General features: G+C 61.9%; 14 protein-coding genes and 2 pseudogenes. 11 read left to right on the top strand and 5 right to left on the bottom strand.

Annotated elements, in window-relative coordinates:
- Positions 1-9: 9 nt before the first annotated feature.
- From dgcA to etfB, 4 genes are all read left to right on the top strand, one after another.
- Positions 10-2070 (top strand): dimethylglycine demethylation protein DgcA, encoded by a 2061-nt coding sequence (dgcA, locus tag IF103_RS22835; RefSeq protein ID WP_023382779.1) that lies wholly within the window; start codon positions 10-12, stop codon positions 2068-2070.
- Between the two features lie 178 nt (positions 2071-2248).
- The gene (gene dgcB, locus IF103_RS22830) at positions 2249-4201 is read left to right on the top strand and encodes a dimethylglycine demethylation protein DgcB (RefSeq protein WP_023382778.1); all 1953 of its coding nucleotides are present in this window, start codon (positions 2249-2251) and stop codon (positions 4199-4201) included.
- Positions 4201-5433 carry an electron transfer flavoprotein subunit alpha gene (gene etfA, locus IF103_RS22825; protein ID WP_023382777.1) on the top strand — a complete coding sequence of 411 codons (1233 nt, stop codon included), beginning with the start codon at positions 4201-4203 and terminating at the stop codon, positions 5431-5433. The genes dgcB and etfA overlap by 1 nt, the downstream gene beginning before the upstream one ends.
- Positions 5434-5443: 10 nt before the next feature.
- Positions 5444-6214, top strand: a complete 771-nt coding sequence (gene etfB, locus IF103_RS22820; RefSeq protein WP_023382776.1) for an electron transfer flavoprotein subunit beta — start codon at positions 5444-5446, stop codon at positions 6212-6214.
- Between the two features lie 40 nt (positions 6215-6254).
- On the opposite strand, the gene IF103_RS22815 is transcribed toward etfB, so the two are convergent.
- Positions 6255-6473: a cold-shock protein gene (locus tag IF103_RS22815; protein WP_023382775.1), complete on the bottom strand. Its 219-nt coding sequence runs from the start codon at positions 6471-6473 to the stop codon at positions 6255-6257.
- A 685-nt stretch (positions 6474-7158) separates the two neighbouring features.
- On the opposite strand from IF103_RS22815, the pseudogene IF103_RS25535 reads away from it, so the two are divergent.
- Both IF103_RS25535 and IF103_RS25225 read left to right on the top strand, forming a co-directional pair.
- Positions 7159-7404: pseudogene (locus tag IF103_RS25535) on the top strand (RHS repeat-associated core domain-containing protein); the annotation flags it as partial.
- A 3-nt stretch (positions 7405-7407) separates the two neighbouring features.
- Complete coding sequence (locus IF103_RS25225) at positions 7408-8046, top strand: RHS repeat-associated core domain-containing protein (protein ID WP_347176217.1); 639 nt, start codon at positions 7408-7410, stop codon at positions 8044-8046.
- Positions 8047-8122: 76 nt separating this feature from the next.
- Here the strand turns inward: IF103_RS25225 and gbca are convergent, their stop codons facing one another.
- Positions 8123-9415 (bottom strand): glycine betaine monooxygenase oxygenase subunit, encoded by a 1293-nt coding sequence (gbca, locus tag IF103_RS22805; protein WP_023382773.1) that lies wholly within the window; start codon positions 9413-9415, stop codon positions 8123-8125.
- 294 nt (positions 9416-9709) lie between these two features.
- Here gbca and gbcB point away from each other — a divergent pair, with 294 nt between their 5' ends.
- Positions 9710-10810: a glycine betaine monooxygenase reductase subunit gene (gbcB, locus tag IF103_RS22800; protein ID WP_023382772.1), complete on the top strand. Its 1101-nt coding sequence runs from the start codon at positions 9710-9712 to the stop codon at positions 10808-10810.
- A 76-nt stretch (positions 10811-10886) separates the two neighbouring features.
- On the opposite strand, the gene IF103_RS22795 is transcribed toward gbcB, so the two are convergent.
- Positions 10887-12512 carry a methyl-accepting chemotaxis protein gene (locus IF103_RS22795; protein WP_023382771.1) on the bottom strand — a complete coding sequence of 542 codons (1626 nt, stop codon included), beginning with the start codon at positions 12510-12512 and terminating at the stop codon, positions 10887-10889.
- Positions 12513-12785: 273 nt separating this feature from the next.
- Here IF103_RS22795 and IF103_RS22790 point away from each other — a divergent pair, with 273 nt between their 5' ends.
- The 4 genes and pseudogenes from IF103_RS22790 (at position 12786) to IF103_RS25525 (ending at position 15434) form a co-directional block, all read left to right on the top strand.
- On the top strand, positions 12786-13016 hold the full coding sequence (locus tag IF103_RS22790) for a hypothetical protein (protein ID WP_023382770.1): 231 nt from the start codon (positions 12786-12788) through the stop codon (positions 13014-13016).
- On the top strand, positions 13013-13315 hold the full coding sequence (locus IF103_RS22785; protein ID WP_023382769.1) for a cell division protein ZapA: 303 nt from the start codon (positions 13013-13015) through the stop codon (positions 13313-13315). The genes IF103_RS22790 and IF103_RS22785 overlap by 4 nt, the downstream gene beginning before the upstream one ends.
- A 181-nt stretch (positions 13316-13496) precedes the next feature.
- Positions 13497-14522: pseudogene (locus IF103_RS25530) on the top strand (cache domain-containing protein); the annotation flags it as partial.
- A 174-nt stretch (positions 14523-14696) separates the two neighbouring features.
- Positions 14697-15434 (top strand): methyl-accepting chemotaxis protein, encoded by a 738-nt coding sequence (locus tag IF103_RS25525; protein WP_374373899.1) that lies wholly within the window; start codon positions 14697-14699, stop codon positions 15432-15434.
- 138 nt (positions 15435-15572) lie between these two features.
- On the opposite strand, the gene IF103_RS22775 is transcribed toward IF103_RS25525, so the two are convergent.
- Positions 15573-16064, bottom strand: a complete 492-nt coding sequence (locus IF103_RS22775; protein WP_023382767.1) for a hypothetical protein — start codon at positions 16062-16064, stop codon at positions 15573-15575.
- A 155-nt stretch (positions 16065-16219) separates the two neighbouring features.
- On the bottom strand, positions 16220-17260 hold the full coding sequence (locus IF103_RS22770; RefSeq protein WP_023382766.1) for a threonine aldolase family protein: 1041 nt from the start codon (positions 17258-17260) through the stop codon (positions 16220-16222).
- Positions 17261-17468 lie beyond the last annotated feature (208 nt).

Here is a 17468-nt window from a genome sequence, read left to right as displayed (position 1 = left end):
GAGAGCGTCATGGCATTCGAAGCAATGTTCCAGCCGATCCAGATCGGCAAACTGACCATCCGCAACCGCGTGCTCAGCACCGCGCATGCCGAGGTCTACGCCACCGACGGCGGCATGACTACCGACCGTTACGTGAAGTACTACGAAGAGAAGGCCAAGGGCGGCATCGGCCTGGCCATCTGCGGTGGCTCGTCGGTGGTCGCCATCGACAGCCCGCAGGAGTGGTGGTCGTCGGTGAACCTGTCCACCGACCGGATCATCCCGCACTTCCAGAACTTGGCCGACGCCATGCACAAGCATGGCGCCAAGATCATGATCCAGATTACCCACATGGGTCGTCGTTCGCGTTGGGACGGCTTCAACTGGCCGACCCTGATGTCGCCGTCGGGCATCCGTGAACCGGTGCACCGCGCTACCTGCAAGACCATCGAGGTGGAAGAGATCTGGCGCGTGATCGGCAACTACGCGCAAGCTGCGCGTCGTGCCAAGGAAGGTGGTCTGGACGGCGTCGAACTGTCGGCCGTGCACCAGCACATGATCGACCAGTTCTGGAGCCCTCGGGTCAACAAACGTACCGACGAATGGGGCGGTACCTTCGAAGGCCGCATGAAGTTCGGCCTGGAAGTGCTCAAGGCCGTGCGCAAGGAAGTCGGCGACGACTTCTGCGTGGGCATGCGTATCTGTGGCGACGAGTTCCACCCCGATGGCCTGAGCCACGAGGACATGAAGCAGATCGCTGCCTACTACGACGCCACTGGCATGATCGACTTCATCGGCGTGGTCGGCTCGGGTTGCGACACCCACAACACCTTGGCCAACGTCATCCCGAACATGAGCTACCCGCCGGAGCCGTTCCTGCACCTGGCGGCGGGCATCAAGGAAGTGGTCAAGGTCCCGGTGCTGCACGCGCAGAACATCAAGGACCCGAACCAGGCCACGCGTATCCTGGAAGGCGGCTACGTGGACATGGTCGGCATGACCCGCGCCCATATCGCCGACCCGCACCTGATCGCCAAGATCAAGATGGGCCAGGTCGACCAGATCAAGCAGTGCGTCGGTGCCAACTACTGTATCGACCGTCAGTACCAGGGCTTGGATGTACTGTGCATCCAGAACGCCGCGACTTCCCGTGAATACATGGGCGTGCCGCACATCATCGAGAAGTCCACCGGGCCCAAGCGCAAGGTGGTGGTGGTCGGTGCCGGCCCTGCCGGTATGGAAGCTGCGCGTGTCGCCGCCGAGCGTGGCCACGACGTGACCGTGTTCGAGAAGAAAGACCAGATCGGCGGGCAGATCACCATCGCCGCCAAGGCGCCGCAGCGCGACCAGATCGCCGGTATCACCCGCTGGTACCAGCTGGAGTTCGCCCGCCTGAAAGTCGACCTGCGCCTGGGCACTGCCGCTGACGTGGATGCCATCCAGGACCTGCGTCCGGACATCATCGTCCTGGCGGTGGGCGGCCATCCGTTCGTCGAACAGAACGAGCACTGGGGCGCTGCCGAAGGGCTGGTGGTCAGCAGCTGGGACGTACTCGACGGCAAGGTCGCGCCGGGCAAGAACGTGCTGGTGTACGACACCATCTGCGAATTCACTGGTATGTCTGCCGCGGACTTCCTGGCCGACAAGGGCAGCCAGGTGGAAATCGTCACTGACGATATCAAGCCGGGTGTCGCGATGGGGGGGACCACCTTCCCGACCTACTACCGCAGCATCTACCCGAAAGAAGTGATCATGACCGGCGACATGATGCTGGAAAAGGTCTACCGCGAGGGTGACAAGGTGGTGGCGGTGCTGGAGAACGAGTACACCGGCGCCAAGGAAGAACGGGTGGTCGACCAGGTGGTGATCGAGAACGGCGTGCGTCCTGACGAGCAGCTGTACTACGCGCTCAAGGAGGGTTCGCGCAACAAAGGCCAGATCGACATCGAGGCCCTGTTCGCGATCAAGCCGCAGCCGATCCTCAGCCAGCCGGGCGAAGGTTACCTGCTGTATCGCATCGGTGACTGCGTGGCCCAGCGCAACGTGCATGCTGCGATCTATGACGCCCTTCGCCTGTGCAAGGACTTCTGATCGCTCCGCCTCTCTAGAGGCGGACTGGCCCCCCTGTAGGAGCGAGTTCGCTCGCGATGGCGGCAGCCCTGGCAACCAGGTTGTCTGATCGGTCGCTATCGCGAGCACGCTCGCTCCTACAGGGGTCCGCGCCGACCTTCAGGGCGGCGCAAGAATTCAGCTGTTGTGGGAGCCTCCCATGTTGAACACCCTTCTACCCATCCTGCTGTTCGCTGCCCTTGGCCTGGCAGTGCTCGGCGCCCTGCGTCGCGTGCGCATGTGGCGGCGTGGTCGGGCCGCCAAGGTCGACTTGATCGGCGGCCTGCTGGCCATGCCAAGGCGCTACCTGGTGGACCTGCACCATGTGGTCGAGCGCGACAAGTACATGTCCAAGACCCACGTCGCCACCGCGGGCGGCTTCGTGCTGTCGGCCGTTCTGGCGATCCTTGTGCATGGCTTCGGCCTGCAGAGCAAGATTCTTGGCTATGCCTTGCTGGTAGCCACGGTGATCATGTTCAGCGGCGCCATCTTCGTCTTCAAACGCCGTCGCAACCCACCCGCACGCCTGTCCAAGGGCCCGTGGATGCGGCTGCCCAAGAGCTTGCTGGCGTTCGCCGCGAGCTTCTTCATCGCCACCTTGCCAGTCGCTGGCATCCTGCCGGCCGATACCGGCGGCTGGGTCATGGTCGCGGTTCTGGGCCTGGGCGTGCTGTGGGGCGTGTCGGAGCTGTTCTTCGGCATGACCTGGGGAGGCCCGATGAAGCACGCCTTCGCCGGGGCTTTGCACCTGGCCTGGCACCGGCGCGCAGAACGCTTTGGCGGTGGCCGCTCCACCGGCCTCAAGCCGCTGGACCTGGAAGACCCCAACGCACCGCTGGGCGTGGAAAAACCGGTGGACTTCACCTGGAACCAGCTACTTGGCTTCGATGCCTGCGTGCAGTGCGGTAAATGTGAAGCGATGTGCCCGGCGTTCGCCGCCGGTCAGCCGCTGAACCCGAAAAAACTGATTCAGGACATGGTCATCGGCCTGGCCGGTGGTACTGACGCCCAGTTCGCGGGCAGCCCGTATCCGGGCAAGCCGATCGGCGAACACGGCGGCCACCCGCACCAGCCGATCGTCAACGGCCTGGTCGACGCTGAAACGCTGTGGTCGTGCACCACTTGCCGCGCCTGCGTCGAGGAATGCCCGATGATGATCGAGCACGTCGATGCCATCGTTGACATGCGCCGCCACCTGACCCTGGAAAAAGGTGCGACCCCCAACAAAGGCGCCGAGGTGCTGGACAACCTGATCGCCACCGACAACCCGGGCGGTTTCAACCCTGGCGGGCGCATGAACTGGGCGGCCGACCTCAACCTGAAGCTGCTGTCGGACGTGAAAGCCACCGAGGTGCTGTTCTGGGTCGGCGACGGTGCCTTCGACATGCGCAACCAGCGCACCCTGCGCTCGTTCGTGAAAGTGCTCAAGGCCTCTGGCGTGGACTTCGCCGTGCTCGGCCTGGAAGAGCGCGACAGCGGTGATGTGGCGCGGCGCCTGGGCGATGAAGCGACCTTCCAGCAGTTGGCCAAGCGCAACATCCAGACCCTGGCCAAGTACAAGTTCCAGCGCATCGTCACTTGCGACCCGCACAGCTTCCACGTACTGAAGAACGAGTATGGCGCGCTGGGCGGCGAGTACCAGGTGCAGCACCACAGCACCTACATCGCCGAGCTGATCGCCGCGAACAAGCTCAACCTCGGCCAGCACAAGGGCGGCAGCGTCACCTATCACGACCCATGCTACCTGGGGCGCTACAACGGCGAGTACGAAGCCCCGCGCGCGGTGCTCAAGGCGCTGGGTATCGAAGTGCGCGAGATGGAGCGTTCGGGCTTCCGCTCCCGCTGCTGCGGCGGTGGTGGTGGTGCGCCGATCACTGACATCCCTGGCAAGCAACGTATTCCGGACATGCGCATGGACGATATCCGCCAGACCGAAGCCGAGCTGGTGGCGGTTGGTTGCCCGCAGTGCACGGCAATGCTCGAAGGCGTGGTCGAACCGCGTCCACAGATCAAGGACCTCGCCGAGTTGGTAGCCGATGTGCTGATCGAAGAGGAAACCCCTGCAAGCGCAAAGTCGCAAGCGGCCAAACGTGAACCTGCGGAGGTGCACTGATGAGCGACATCATCCGCCGCGACCCACGCGCCGAGTGGATCGCCCGTAACCGTCTGCATCCGCTGCACGCGGCGATGCAGACGCAGCAGACCAGCTGGATGGGGCCCAACGGCCTCATCCGCAAGAACCCCCATGCCATTGCCGCAGGCTTCATCGGCCCCCATGGCATCAAGCGCATCGACCGCAGTGGCGCCCAGCAGGGCACTGGTGTGGGCGGGCGCCGCGCCGCCGCCGCGCAAGTGCAGCTGCCGCTGCACCAGGTGCCGGCCCCTGCGTTCTACATCGCCGTGGTTCCAGACATGGTCGGTGGTCGCCTGAGCAGCCACGACCGTGACCTGCTTGGCCTGGCCCATAGCCTGGCCGGCAGCGACGGTGCGGTGCTGGCGATCGTGTTTGGCGAGCACAAGGAAAGCAACTTTTCCACAGCCGGCGTCGACCGCTTGCTGGTCATCGAAGGCGAGCAGTACCAAGGTTATGCGCCGGAACAACTGGTACAAGCCCTGCGCGCTGTGGATAACCAATTCACCCCGCGCCATTGGTTGCTGCCCGACAGCCGCACCGGGGGCGGCGAACTGGGGCGGCGTCTGGGCGCGACGTTGGGCGAGCGCCCGGCAACGCGGGTCTGGCAGGTCAAGGACGGCCAGTGCATCGGCCGCGCCGGTGCCGGTCAGCAGGACCTGCAACGCAGTGTGCCTCGGTTGATCCTGGCCGCCGCGGAGTGCGCCGAGCCGGTCAGCGAAACCCGTCACGAAGCCTTGCCGGTGGAGTTGTCCACAAGCGTTGCGCGCAGCCTGTCGCGTATTGAAGACCTGGGTTCGGTCGCGGTCGATCCGGCCACCATCGCCATGGCCGAGGCCGAGTTCATCGTCTCGGGTGGCAATGGTGTCAAGGACTGGGACCTGTACCACAAGGCCACCGCAGCGCTCGGTGCCACCGAAGGCGCCTCGCGGGTGGCGGTGGACGACGGCTTCATGCCGCGCAACCGTCAGGTGGGTGCCACGGGTACCTGGGTAACCGCGCGGGTCTACGTGGCGGTGGGTATCTCTGGTGCGATCCAGCACCTGCAGGGCATCGGTGCCTGCGACAAGGTGGTGGCGATCAACATGGACCCTGGCTGCGACATGATCAAACGGGCGGACCTGTCGGTGATTGGCGACAGTTCGGCGATTCTCAAGGCACTGATCGAGGCTGTGGACAACTTCCGCAGCGGCGGCCAGCGCGACGCGGCATAAGGGCACGAGCATGAGTACGAAAGTCATCAGCCTGGTTTCCATCGGTGCCCACCCAAGCTCCGGCCGCGCCCGTCGCGCCGAGCAGGACGCCCGAGCCGTGGAACTGGGTTTGCAACTGGCTGGGGATAACTTGCAGGTGGTGCACGCAGGTGACCCTCGTGAGGAAGCGCTGCGTGCTTACCTGGGCATGGGGCTGGATCACCTGGATGTGCTGGAACAGCCTGCCGGCGCCGATGTGCTGGGAGTGTTGAGCGACTACCTGCGTGACGCAGGGGCCCAAATGGTATTGACCGGAAGCCAGGCCGAGACGGGTGAAGGTTCGGGCATGCTGCCGTTTCTGTTGGCTGAGAAGCTGGGTTGGCCGCTGGTGGTAGGGCTGGCCGAAGTCGAATCCATCGAGAACGGTACTGCCCAGGTACTGCAAGCGCTGCCGCGTGGTCAGCGACGCCGTTTGAAGGTACGCCTGCCGCTGCTGGCGACTGTGGATAACGCCGCACCTAAGCCCCGTCAGAGCGCCTTTGGGCCAGCGCGCCGGGGCGTGTTGGCGGCGCGCAATGTGGATATCCTCGAGGATGAACTGCTGGCGGACGCCGAGCTGCAACCGGCGCGGCCACGTCCAAAGCGGCTGAAGGTGATCAAGGCCAAGAGCGGAGCCGACCGGATGAAGGCGGCGACGGCCAAGGCCAGCGGTGGTGGGGGCAAGGTGTTGAAGGACGTTTCGCCGCAGGAAGGGGCCGAGGCCATCCTCAAGTTGCTGGTGGAGGAGGGGGTCTTGCGCTGAATCCAACGGCCCTGTCGCCGGCTTCTCGGCGATAGGGCCTTCAAGGCTGTTCCCGTATGACATTGAACGCCCAACAAGCGACTCCCTCTATCACCGGCTCGAACGATACCCGCTCTCCCTCCTGCAGGCTGCCCTGGCCACCCTCGATGATCGCAAGCTGAGTCACGAAGTAATCCACCTCTTCCTCATCGCTGCTGATAACACCCATCCCATGGTCTTCGTGGAACCACTTCACGGTACCCAGCAGACGATTGTGCATAAGTGCGCTCGCAGTGATGCCTTAATAGTGGCATCCACTTCATCACGCCCCTCCCAGGAGCGAAACTGGCAGAAATACCAGGTGAACCGCAATTTTGCCCACGGAATCTGTTCGCCAAGGTGTGGATAAAGTGTTGGTGCATGGCTGTGCGCCTTTGATCATGCGCCTTTCAGAGATTAGATCAAAAAATGATCAGCCTTCAGCGAGCGTGCTTGAGTCGTGATTCGCGGCATTGACCTGATATTGCCCACAATCCCTGTTAGCCGGTCTGTGGATAATATGTTCGCCCATCCCTGGATGCGGTGAAATCAAAGGGCTTCATGGAAACGATCATTTTTTGTCCAAATTCTCCTGTTACGCACACAAGCCACTGATTTCGGGAGTTCTAGACACTTTTCCACATCCCTTTTCGGCTGAACTGCTGTTTCCCACATTCTTTGTTGGTTGCTCTGTGGACAATGTGTTCGCAGAGGCTTCCAGGCCTTTGTTTACAGTGCCTGTAGAGGTTTGATCAGAAAATGATCAAACACACGGTCGTATGACGAGAGGTAGACGCGCGTTGTCTTTGCACTTGGGTTGTGGGTAAGTCTGTGAGTAAGAGGCTTCACACCTATCATTTTTGCTAGTTTTCAGCCGCTTCGAACTCCACTAGGTTGGGCACAACCATTCTCTGGAGCCTGTCACCATGAGCTTTGTGCAGTTGTTGGCGACTGATCGGCAGCATTCGGTCCTCAATGGTGCGCAAAACCAAGCAAGAGCCTATACAGCCTATGGATCGACTGCCGCCCAGGGTGGGCCAATGAGTGCATTCTGTGGGGAGCCCAGAGATGAGCTGACAGCTTGCTACCACTTGGGCAATGGGTATCGTCAATTCAACCCAGCGATCATGCGTCTCCACTCGCCGGATTCACGCAGCCCCTTCGGTGAGGGGGGGGTGAACAGCTACGCCTATTGCGCGGGCGACCCGGTGAACAAATATGATCCGACAGGTCGCGTTCTGGAGTGGATCCCTGTGGGCACTCAGGCATTTTCCAGCCTGTCGACGGCGCTTGCCGCTGGCAATCGTAGGGCGCTGGTCGTGACTAAACAGCGGGTGCAAAGGGCACAAGGTGAGACGGTGAGCCAGGCGCCCTTGCTCCCCGAGCTTGCGGACAGTCTGATCGGTTACGCCGCAGCGCCCATGGGGGCTGTCGCCAATGTCACCCGAAATGTCCTCCAGACCCCCTCATCCCCTGCAGCGTCATTGGCAGGGCAGCTCGCCTGGGCCGGGGCCGCAAGCAGTGGTTTTGTCGCAGTGGGGACCAATTTGCACAGTTACCAGACATTTAGAACCTGGACCGCGCTGGCTGACCAGCACGGAATAAATAGATGGAGCGTAGCGATAGAGGCCATGGGCCAGGTGCTTCTCCCTTCTTTCGTGCGAAGGGCGGCCTTGCAGGCAGGGATCAGAACAGGGAAGGCGGCACTGGATACGGTGCACTGGGCCTATCGACTACCAGGGGCCGCGCTGGCCAGGCAGGTTTCTCGTGCAGATGAGGATGTGTTGAACAGCGTGATGGTTAGAAGCCGCTGACCGGGTCGGTGTCGTACCGTCCGGCGGGGCCCGGGTTGACCGCGCCTCGCCCAGTGTGGGCGAGGCGCGGCATCGATCACTGTGCCTGAACTTCCTTCAGATACGGCGCAGGCTCGGCCCCCAGATTGTTCAGCAACCGCTGACTGTACCAATCGATGAAGTTCACCACGCCGAACTCATAGGTCTTCGAATACGGCCCAGGCTGGTAGGCGGTGGAGTTGATCCCGCGCTGGTTCTCTTCCGCCAGACGGCGGTCCTGGTCGTTGGTGGCGTCCCATACCTTGCGCATCTGCTCAGGGTCGTAGTCCACGCCTTCCACGGCATCCTTATGCACCAGCCACTTGGTGGTGACCATGGTTTCCTGGGCACTGATCGGCCACACGGTGAACACGATCATGTGGTCGCCCATGCAGTGGTTCCACGAGTGCGGCAGGTGCAGGATGCGCATCGAGCCCAGGTCCGGGTTCTTGATGCGGCCCATCAACTTCTTGCACGCCTGCTTGCCGTCCATGGTCATGGACACGGTGCCCTTGAGCAGCGGCATGCGCACGATGCGGTTACGCAGGCCATGGCTCTTGTGCAGGTACGGGATCTTCTCGGCTTCCCAGGCAGCGGCGGAGGCGGCCACGTGGTCCTTGAAGGCCTGGTCGGCGCGTGGGTCGTTGGTGTCGTCCCATTCCAGCAGGGTTTTCAGCAGCTCAGGGTGGGAGCCGTTGCAGTGATAGCACTCGCGGTTGTTTTCCAGCACCAGTTTCCAGTTGGCTTTTTCCATCAAGGTGGTCTGCACCGCCACCTTGGTGTTTTCCATGTCGTACGGTTCCATGTAGTGGTCCAGGGTGGCCAGGAACTCGTCGATGGCGGGTGGGTTTTCCGCCAGGCTGATGAAGATGTAGCCACCGGCGACCTTCACATTCACAGGCTTGAGGCCGTACTGGTTCATGTCGAAGTCGGCGCCCATTTCGGTGCCGGCGAACAGCAGGCGGCCGTCGAGCTCGTAGGTCCACTGGTGGTAAGGGCAGACCAGCTTGGCCACCTTGCCTTTTTCGCTGGTGCACAGACGCGAGCCGCGGTGACGGCAGACGTTGTGGAAGGCATGCACTTTGCCCTCGGCACCGCGGATCACGATGATCGGGTTCTTGCCGATCTGCAGGGTCAGGAAGTTGCCCTTGGTCGGGATCTCGCTGACAAGCCCCGCGATCAACCATTCCTTGTGGAAGATCTCCTGCATGTCGATCTGGAACAGACGCTCGTCGTTGTAGAACGGCTGGGGCAGCGAGAAGGTGCGCTCGCGGGTCTGCAGCATCTCGGCGGTGGCCTTGCGTGCAGGTTCCAGTGGATCGCCCAGGCTCAGTGTTGCGGTGACGTCCATCGTGTATTCCTCGGGGCCGTGTGCGGCCGGCAAAAGGTGGCTAATCGTTGTTGTGGTGCCGCAAGGCTGCTCGTCAAGAAACAGCATGTTGTTTTGCCGTGGAGTGTGCGTCCGAAGACGTCAGCAACCGTATCCATGGGCGACATGGCCGATTCGAATTCCGACGCGCCAACCCTTGTAGTGCGCGGCTGGTCGCGATAAGCACGCCGATGTCGCTGGCAGGAATGTACGTCGCCTTCAGCTTGCGCATTATCCAAGCCATAAAAGGCCAATAGTCGGCCGCTGGAGATGAACATGTCCGATACCTTCCTCAATCCGGTCACCACCCAGACCTGGGCCAACGGCCGCCACATCGTGCGCTGCGTCAAGGTCATCCAGGAGACCTGGGACGTGCGCACCTTCTGCTTCATGGCCGACCAGCCGATCATGTTCTTCTTCAAGCCAGGGCAGTTCGTCACCCTGGAGCTTGAAATCGACGGCAAGCAGGTAATGCGTTCGTACACCATCTCCAGCTCGCCATCGGTGCCGTACAGCTTCTCGATCACCGTCAAGCGCGTGCCGGGGGGGCTGGTGTCCAACTTCCTGCACGACACTATGCACGAAGGCCTTGAGGTGCCGGTGCACGGCCCTGTCGGGCTGTTCAACGCCATCGACTTCCCCGCGCCGAAAGTGCTTTACCTGTCGGGTGGCGTGGGCATTACCCCGGTGATGTCGATGGCGCGCTGGTTCTATGACACCAACGGCAATGTCGACATGGTGTTCGTCCACAGCGCCCGTTCGCCCAAAGACATCATCTACCACCGTGAGCTGGAGCAGATGGCGTCGCGCATCCCTAACTTCAGCCTGCACATCATTTGCGAGAAGCATGGTTTGGGCGAGCCGTGGGCGGGCTACCGTGGTTACCTGAACCAGCGGCTGATGGAGCTGATCGCCCCTGACTACATGGAGCGCGTGGTGTTCTGCTGCGGGCCGACGCCATACATGAGCGCGGTCAAGCGCATGCTCGAAGCGGTGGGCTTCGACATGAAGAACTACCACGAAGAGTCGTTCGGCGCCACGCCGCCAGAGGCCAAGGCCGATGCGGTCGAACATGCCGAACAGGCCGCCGACGCGCCGGAACTGGACGCATCGGACCTGAACCTGGTGGAGTTCGTCGGCAGCGACAAGAGCATCCGCGTCGCGCCGGGCGAAACAGTGCATGCGGCGGCGGCAAAGGTCGGGCTGATGATTCCCAAAGCCTGCGGCATGGGCATCTGTGGCACCTGCAAGGTACTCAAGCTCGGTGGCGAAGTGGAGATGGAGCACAACGGCGGTATTACCGAGGAAGACGAAGCCGAAGGCTACATCCTGTCGTGCTGCAGTGTGCCGAAGGGGGATGTACGGATCGAATACTGATCCGAAATGGCTGGCTCCTGCACCCTTTTGTGCAGGAGCCGGCTTGCTGCGATGGGCCGCGAGCGGCCCCGCTTTCTCAGGTGCGGAACCGCGCCACCAGTCCATTCAAATCCACTGCAAGGCGCGACAACTCCGCACTCGCCGCACTGGTCTGATGCGCTCCTGTCGCGCTTTGTACCGACAGGTCATTGATGTTGACCAGGTTGCGGTCCACTTCCCGCGCCACCTGGGCCTGCTCTTCCGCCGCGCTGGCGATCACCAGGTTTCGCTCATTGATCTGCGCCACTGCGCCGGCAATGGTATCCAGCGCCATACCGGCGCCACGGGCGATGTTGAGGGTGGACTCGGCGCGTTCGGTGCTGGTGCGCATCGACGCCACGGCCTCGTCGGTACCGCCCTGGATGCTACCGATCATGCGCTCGATTTCGCTGGTCGATTGCTGGGTACGATGGGCCAGCGCCCGCACTTCATCGGCCACCACCGCGAAACCACGGCCAGCTTCACCGGCGCGGGCGGCCTCGATGGCGGCATTGAGCGCCAACAGGTTGGTCTGGTCGGCCAGGCCCCGGATCACATCCAGCACCTTGCCGATGTCGCGTGATTGCTCGGCCAGGTGGGTGATCAGCTTGGCAGTGGCCTGCACATCGCCGCTCATGCGTTCGATGGCACCGACCGTCTCCATCACCAGGTCGCGGCCATCGCCTGCCGAACGGCTGGCCTCGCTGGAGGCTTCCGAAGTGCTGACCGCATTGCGCGCCACTTCTTCCACTGCGCTGGTCATCTCGGTGACGGCGGTGGCGGCCTGTTCGATTTCATTGTTCTGCTGCTGCAGGCCACGGGCGCTTTCGTCGGTAACGCTGTTCAACTCTTCGGCAGCCGACGCCAGCTGGGTGGCGGAGCCGGCGATCAATTGCAAAGTGTCGCGCAGTTTGTCCTGCATGCGGGCCATGGCACGCAGCAGGCGAGCAGCTTCGTCGGTGCCTTCGGCACGGATGGTGTGGGTCAGGTCGCCATCGGCCACCTGTTCGGCGCACTTGAGCGCTTCCTCGATAGGTTTGACGATGCTGCGGGTCAGTAGAAACGCGCAGAGGAAGGTCAGTACGGTGGCGGCAATCAACAGCCCGACCACCAGGGCGAAGGCGGTGTCGTACTGACTGGCGGCGGTTTCGTTGGTCGCGCGGGTCTGCTCGGTGTTGATCCGTACCAGGGTATCCATGACCTTGTTGATTTGTTCGGAGTTTGCCAACAGATCGCGATTGAGCAGGTCGCGCAGCTCGTCGGTGCGATTGGCCTGGCTCAGGCTGCGCATGCGGGCTTCGAGCTGACGGTACTGATTGAGCAGTTGCGTGTACTGGTCGAATGCGGCCTGTTCATCGGCTGCGCTGATCAGTGGCTCGTAGGCACGACGGGCCTGGTCGATCTGGGCATTGCGCTGGTCCAGCAGGGCCAGGGTATCGCGCTGAGTTTCTGGCTCCCGGTTGGTCAACAGGCGGTACGAGAGGGTACGCAGGCGCAGGTTGAGCGATGTCAGCTCATCGAGGGTCTTGATGCTCGGCACGCTGATGTTCTCGATGGCGACGCCCGCCTGTCGGATGCTGCCCATCTGGATGAGCGAGAAAACACCGAGGCCGAGCATCAGCAGGCCGATCAGCGCGAACCCGAGGAGTGCGCGCGGGGCAATGTTCATGTTGCGTAGGGACATGGGAGAGGGGTCCAGGGAAATGAAGGCGCGGTCCGTGCGACAAAATATGACCTGACAAGCTATCGGACGTGACTGATCGGTCTTGAGTGCGACCGGACAATTATGTGAGGTCGCTAACGGTTTTCCTGACCGGCGGTTGACCCAGGTCGGAACAAGGTGCTGCTTACCCTGTCAATCTGCGCAGGCAATAGCCTTGAAAATCCGATATTTAATGGCGAGGGTTCGCGCTTTTCTTTATCGTGTGCGCCCTTTGCAACAACCCGAGATAGACCTATGTTGGAAGCCTCCCTGAATCAACTCGAGCAACTGGTCAGCGACCTGATGCAGAAAAACGCTCAGCTCACCGAGCAAAATACCGCCCTCGGCCAGCAATTGGCCCAAGCCAAGGAGGAAAACGAGACCCTGCAGCTGTCGCTGATGGAGCAGGAAGAAAAGCACGGTGCTACCGCTGCCCGTATCCAGGCATTGGTTGAGCGCGCCAGCGCAGGTGTCGTCGGCGCATGAGACTGCAAGCGCAGCCGATCAACGTCGTGTCGATCCTTGGCAACGACTATTCGATCAAGGCGCCCGAAGGCCAGGAGGAGACCCTGGCGCAGGCGGTACGGATGCTCAACACCGCCCTGGCCGAGACCAAGCGACAGTACCCGACCCTGATCGGTGACAAACTGCTGGTGCTGGCGGCCCTGAATTTGTGTTCCAAGCAGGTTGAACTGCAACGCGAACACCAGCAGACCCTTGAGCGCACCCAGGCGCAGATCGACGCCACCGTGGACGCGATCGTTCGGACCATTGCCGAGCAATAACTTCTGCACCGACCCTTTGTAGGAGCGGGTTTACTCGCGAATGCGGCGGTGAACGCAACATCGCATTCGCCGGCGAACCCGCTCCCACAAGGCGCAGCAGCTTGCGTCAGATCGCTGGATTAACTGGATACGTAAGTGTATACACTTCCCCCAAAACAATAATTGGTGGGAGAGTGGTGGCATGCGTATCTGGCGGCGCAGTATCCAGTGGCAGTTGATCGCGAGCATGGGCGCGGCCCTGCTGGCGAGCATCCTGGTGGTGGTGGCGATCTATACGGTGGCGGTCAACCGCCTGACCGACCGGTATTTGGTCGACACGGCATTGCCGGCCAGCATCGAAGCCATCCGCAACGACATCGAGCGTATGCTCGGGCAGCCGCTGACCGCAGCGGCCGACATCGCGGGCAACACCCTGCTGCGCGACTGGCTCGCAGCCGGTGAGAACCCCGCCGAAGCGCCCCGTTTCATCGAGTACTTGGAGGCTGCCAAGCAGCGCAACCGAGCCTTCACCACCCTGTTCGCCTCGACCGAAACTGGCCACTACTACAACGAGAAGGGCCTGGACCGAACCCTGAGCCGCGACAACCCCAAGGACACGTGGTTCTATGGCTACATCGACAGCGGCGCCGAGCGCCTGATCAATATCGACATCGACGGCTCCACCGGGGAGCTGGCGCTGTTCATCGACTATCGCGTGGAAAAGAACGGCCAACTGGTGGGTGTGGCGGGCATGGGCCTGCGCATGACCGAATTGTCGAAGCTGATCCATGACTTCAGCTTCGGCGAGCACGGACGGGTCATGCTGGTGCGCAACGATGGCCTGATCCAGGTGCATCCAGAGAACACGTTCAGCGGCAAACGCCAGCTTACGGAGCAGATCGGCGCCGAGGCCGCCAAGGCGGTCATGGCTGCAGGTGACAACCTGCACAGCACCCGCTTCAGCCGTGACGGTGAAGACTACCTGGCCCTGGGCCTGCCCCTGCGCGACTTGAACTGGACGCTGGTGGCCGAAGTGCCGGAAGCCGAGATCTACGCCCAGGCGCGCCAGGCCGTGTGGCTCACCAGCCTGATCGGTGGTGCCGTGGCGCTGGTTTCATTGCTGTTGGTGGTACTGATGGCGCGCGGGCTGGTGCGGCCAATCCGCCAGGTCACTGCGGCATTGGTGCAGATCGGCAGTGGCGGGGGAGACCTCAGCCAGCGCCTGGATGACTCGCGTGAAGATGAGCTTGGCGACCTGGCGCGCGGCTTCAACCAGTTCGTCGACAGCCAGCGCGCACTGATCGGCGAGGTGCTGCGCACCACCGAGCGCCTGCACCTGGCGGTCGGGCAAGTGACCCGGGTAGTGGACAACACCGCCGAGCGCTCGGGGCGGCAGCAGGAAATGACCGAGATGGTCGCCACGGCTGTGCACGAGATGGGCCTGACCGTGCAGGACATCGCCCGCAACGCCGGTGATGCAGCCCAGGCATCGCAGTCGGCTCGTGACGAAGCCTTGCAGGCGCGCGAGGTGGTGCGCCGGTCGATACAGGGCATCGAGGGCATGTCCGGCGATATCGGCAAAGCGGCGGATGCAGTTGCGCAGTTGGCGGATGAAGTCTCCTCTATCGACGAAGTTCTTGCCGTTATCCGCAGCATTTCCGAGCAGACCAACCTGCTGGCGCTGAACGCTGCCATCGAAGCGGCGCGGGCGGGGGAAATGGGCCGTGGTTTCGCGGTGGTCGCCGACGAGGTACGCACGTTGGCGCGGCGTACGCAGGTGTCCACCGACGAAGTCCAGCACATGATCCAGCGCCTCAAGCATGGCGCCGGCATGGCCGTGAGTTCGATGCAGGCCGGGCAGCAGGCGACCGGTAGCGGTGTCGAGTCCAGCCAGCGCACCGGGACATCGCTGGGCGCGATTACCGATCAGGTCGAGCACATCAGCGACATGAACAGCCAAGTGGCCACGGCGACCGAAGAGCAGTCGGCGGTGACCGAGGAAATCAATCGGACAGTGCAGGGGATTTCCGACTTGGCCAGGGAGACGGCGGCCGAGGTGCAGGGCTGTAGGCAAGAGTGTCAGGCCTTGCGCGGGTTGACCGATGACCTGGCGCGGCAAATGGGCGGGTTCAAGCTTTAGATTTGTGCTGCGTTCATCGCCGGCAAGCGGTTCCTACAGGTGCTGTCCGCTCTCTGTAGGAGCCTGCTTGCCAGCGATGCTGCCTCGACGACGCAACGAACAGGCCTGCTGTTCGGGCGAAAGCGTAATTCAGTTGTGTCAGAGCGATTCGAGGTTAAGGTTTACAAAGGCGAAACCCTGCTCGCTAAAGTAAGCATATTGATAGAGTTTCACTCGATACTTTTTGCTGCTGAAGGCGATTCTTCGATCCGCTGACTGGGCCAATGTGGTGAGCACGTCATAAACAGTTATTTTATCTTGGATTATGATGCCTTCATTATCGACCGTGAGTGTGAGGCTATTTCCGTTTGGGGTTGGACTGCGTTTTGCAAGTTCAAGTAGAGGCGCGGGTGCCTCGGTGGTTACTCCGCCATTTGTAGAAGTTAGGTTGAGCCTTGTACTCCAGTCTGCCTCCTGCTTTTTTTGTACTTCCTTGAGAATGAAAGTCTGAAAGTCTCCGCCCGTCACATAAGTGAACCAGTCATTGGCGGTCAGGCAGAACAAGGGTAACCCGGCAAACTCATCTAATGTATAGGGGGTATGGTCGATGATGACTAAATTTTTATCGATGTTTTTATTCGCACTTGGCATCTGGCACCTTCCTGTGGGTATTCGGTCACGTCACGAGGCATATCAAAATAGGGCGCCCGTCGGAAAGTGCACAACTGTCAGAACTGCCAGTTGCAGCTTGCAACTAATTAACCGGTATTGAGGCCCGATGTGCCGAGCCTCAATAGTGGGCTCGATCAATGGCCCATGATGGCTCTGATATCCGCCGCCAACGCGCGAACTCTGGCCTCTTCGGTATCCCACGAGCACATGAAGCGCGCCCCACCGTTACCAATGAAGGTGTAGAACCGCCAGCCCTTTTGACGCAGCGCTTCGATGGCGGGTTCCGGCATCTGCAGGAAGACCCCGTTGGCCTCCACCGGGAACATCAGCTCCACCCCAGGCAAATCACTGACCAGCGACGCCAGCAACTGTGCGCAGCGGTTGGCGTGGGCGCCGTGGCGCAGCCAGGCGCCATCCTCCAGCAGCCCGACCCATGGCGCCGACAGGAAACGCATCTTCGAAGCCAGTTGCCCGGCTTGCTTGCAGCGGTAGTCGAAGTCTTCGGCCAGGGCGCGATTGAAGAACAGGATCGCCTCACCGACGGCCATGCCGTTCTTGGTGCCGCCAAAGCACAACACGTCGACGCCGGCCTTCCAGGTCAGCTCGGCCGGCGAGCAGCCGAGGAACGAACAGGCATTGGTGAAGCGCGCCCCGTCCATGTGTAGGTTAAGGCCCAGCTCCTTGCAGGTGGCGCTGATCGCCTTGAGCTCGTCGGGGCGGTACACGGTGCCCACTTCGGTGGCCTGGGTAATGGTGACCACACGTGGCTTGGGGTAGTGGATGTCCTGGCGCTTGAGGGCCACTTCGCGGATCGACGCCGGGGTAAGCTTGCCTTCGATGCTAGGCGCGGTGAGCAGCTTGGAGCCGTTGGAGAAGAACTCCGGCGCGCCGCATTCGTCGGTTTCGACGTGGGCGGTCTCAGAGCAGATCACACTGTGGTAGCTCTGGCACAACGAGGCCAGGGCCAGGGAGTTGGCGGCAGTGCCGTTGAAGGCGAAAAACACTTCGCAGTCGGTTTCGAACAGTTTGCGGAAGTACTCCGAGGCGCGCTCGGTCCACTGGTCGTCGCCGTAGGCGCGTTCGTGGCCATGGTTGGCCTTTTCCATCGCCGCCCAGGCTTCGGGGCAGATTCCGGAGTAGTTGTCGCTGGCGAATTGTTGGCTGTTATCTGGCATGACACGGTCCTGTGAACGACGCAGAACAGCACTCTAAACCATCGCTTCGGCGGTTGCCTATACAAGCTGCGCATCGGTTGATATGTGTGGTGGCCGGGCTGGCCTTCTCGCGGGTAAAGCCGCTCCCACAGCGATACCACAGGCCTTCAGCACACCGCACTGGCTGTGGACGCGGGTTCGCCCGTGACAGGGCCGGCATAAACAGCAC

Origin of the sequence: Pseudomonas sp. SK2 (assembly GCF_016772395.1) — a bacterium.
In the GTDB taxonomy this organism is placed as follows: Bacteria; Pseudomonadota; Gammaproteobacteria; order Pseudomonadales; family Pseudomonadaceae; genus Aquipseudomonas; species Aquipseudomonas taiwanensis.
The sequence above is the reverse complement of the archived record's forward strand: the minus strand, read 5'-3'. Positions and strand labels throughout refer to the sequence as shown.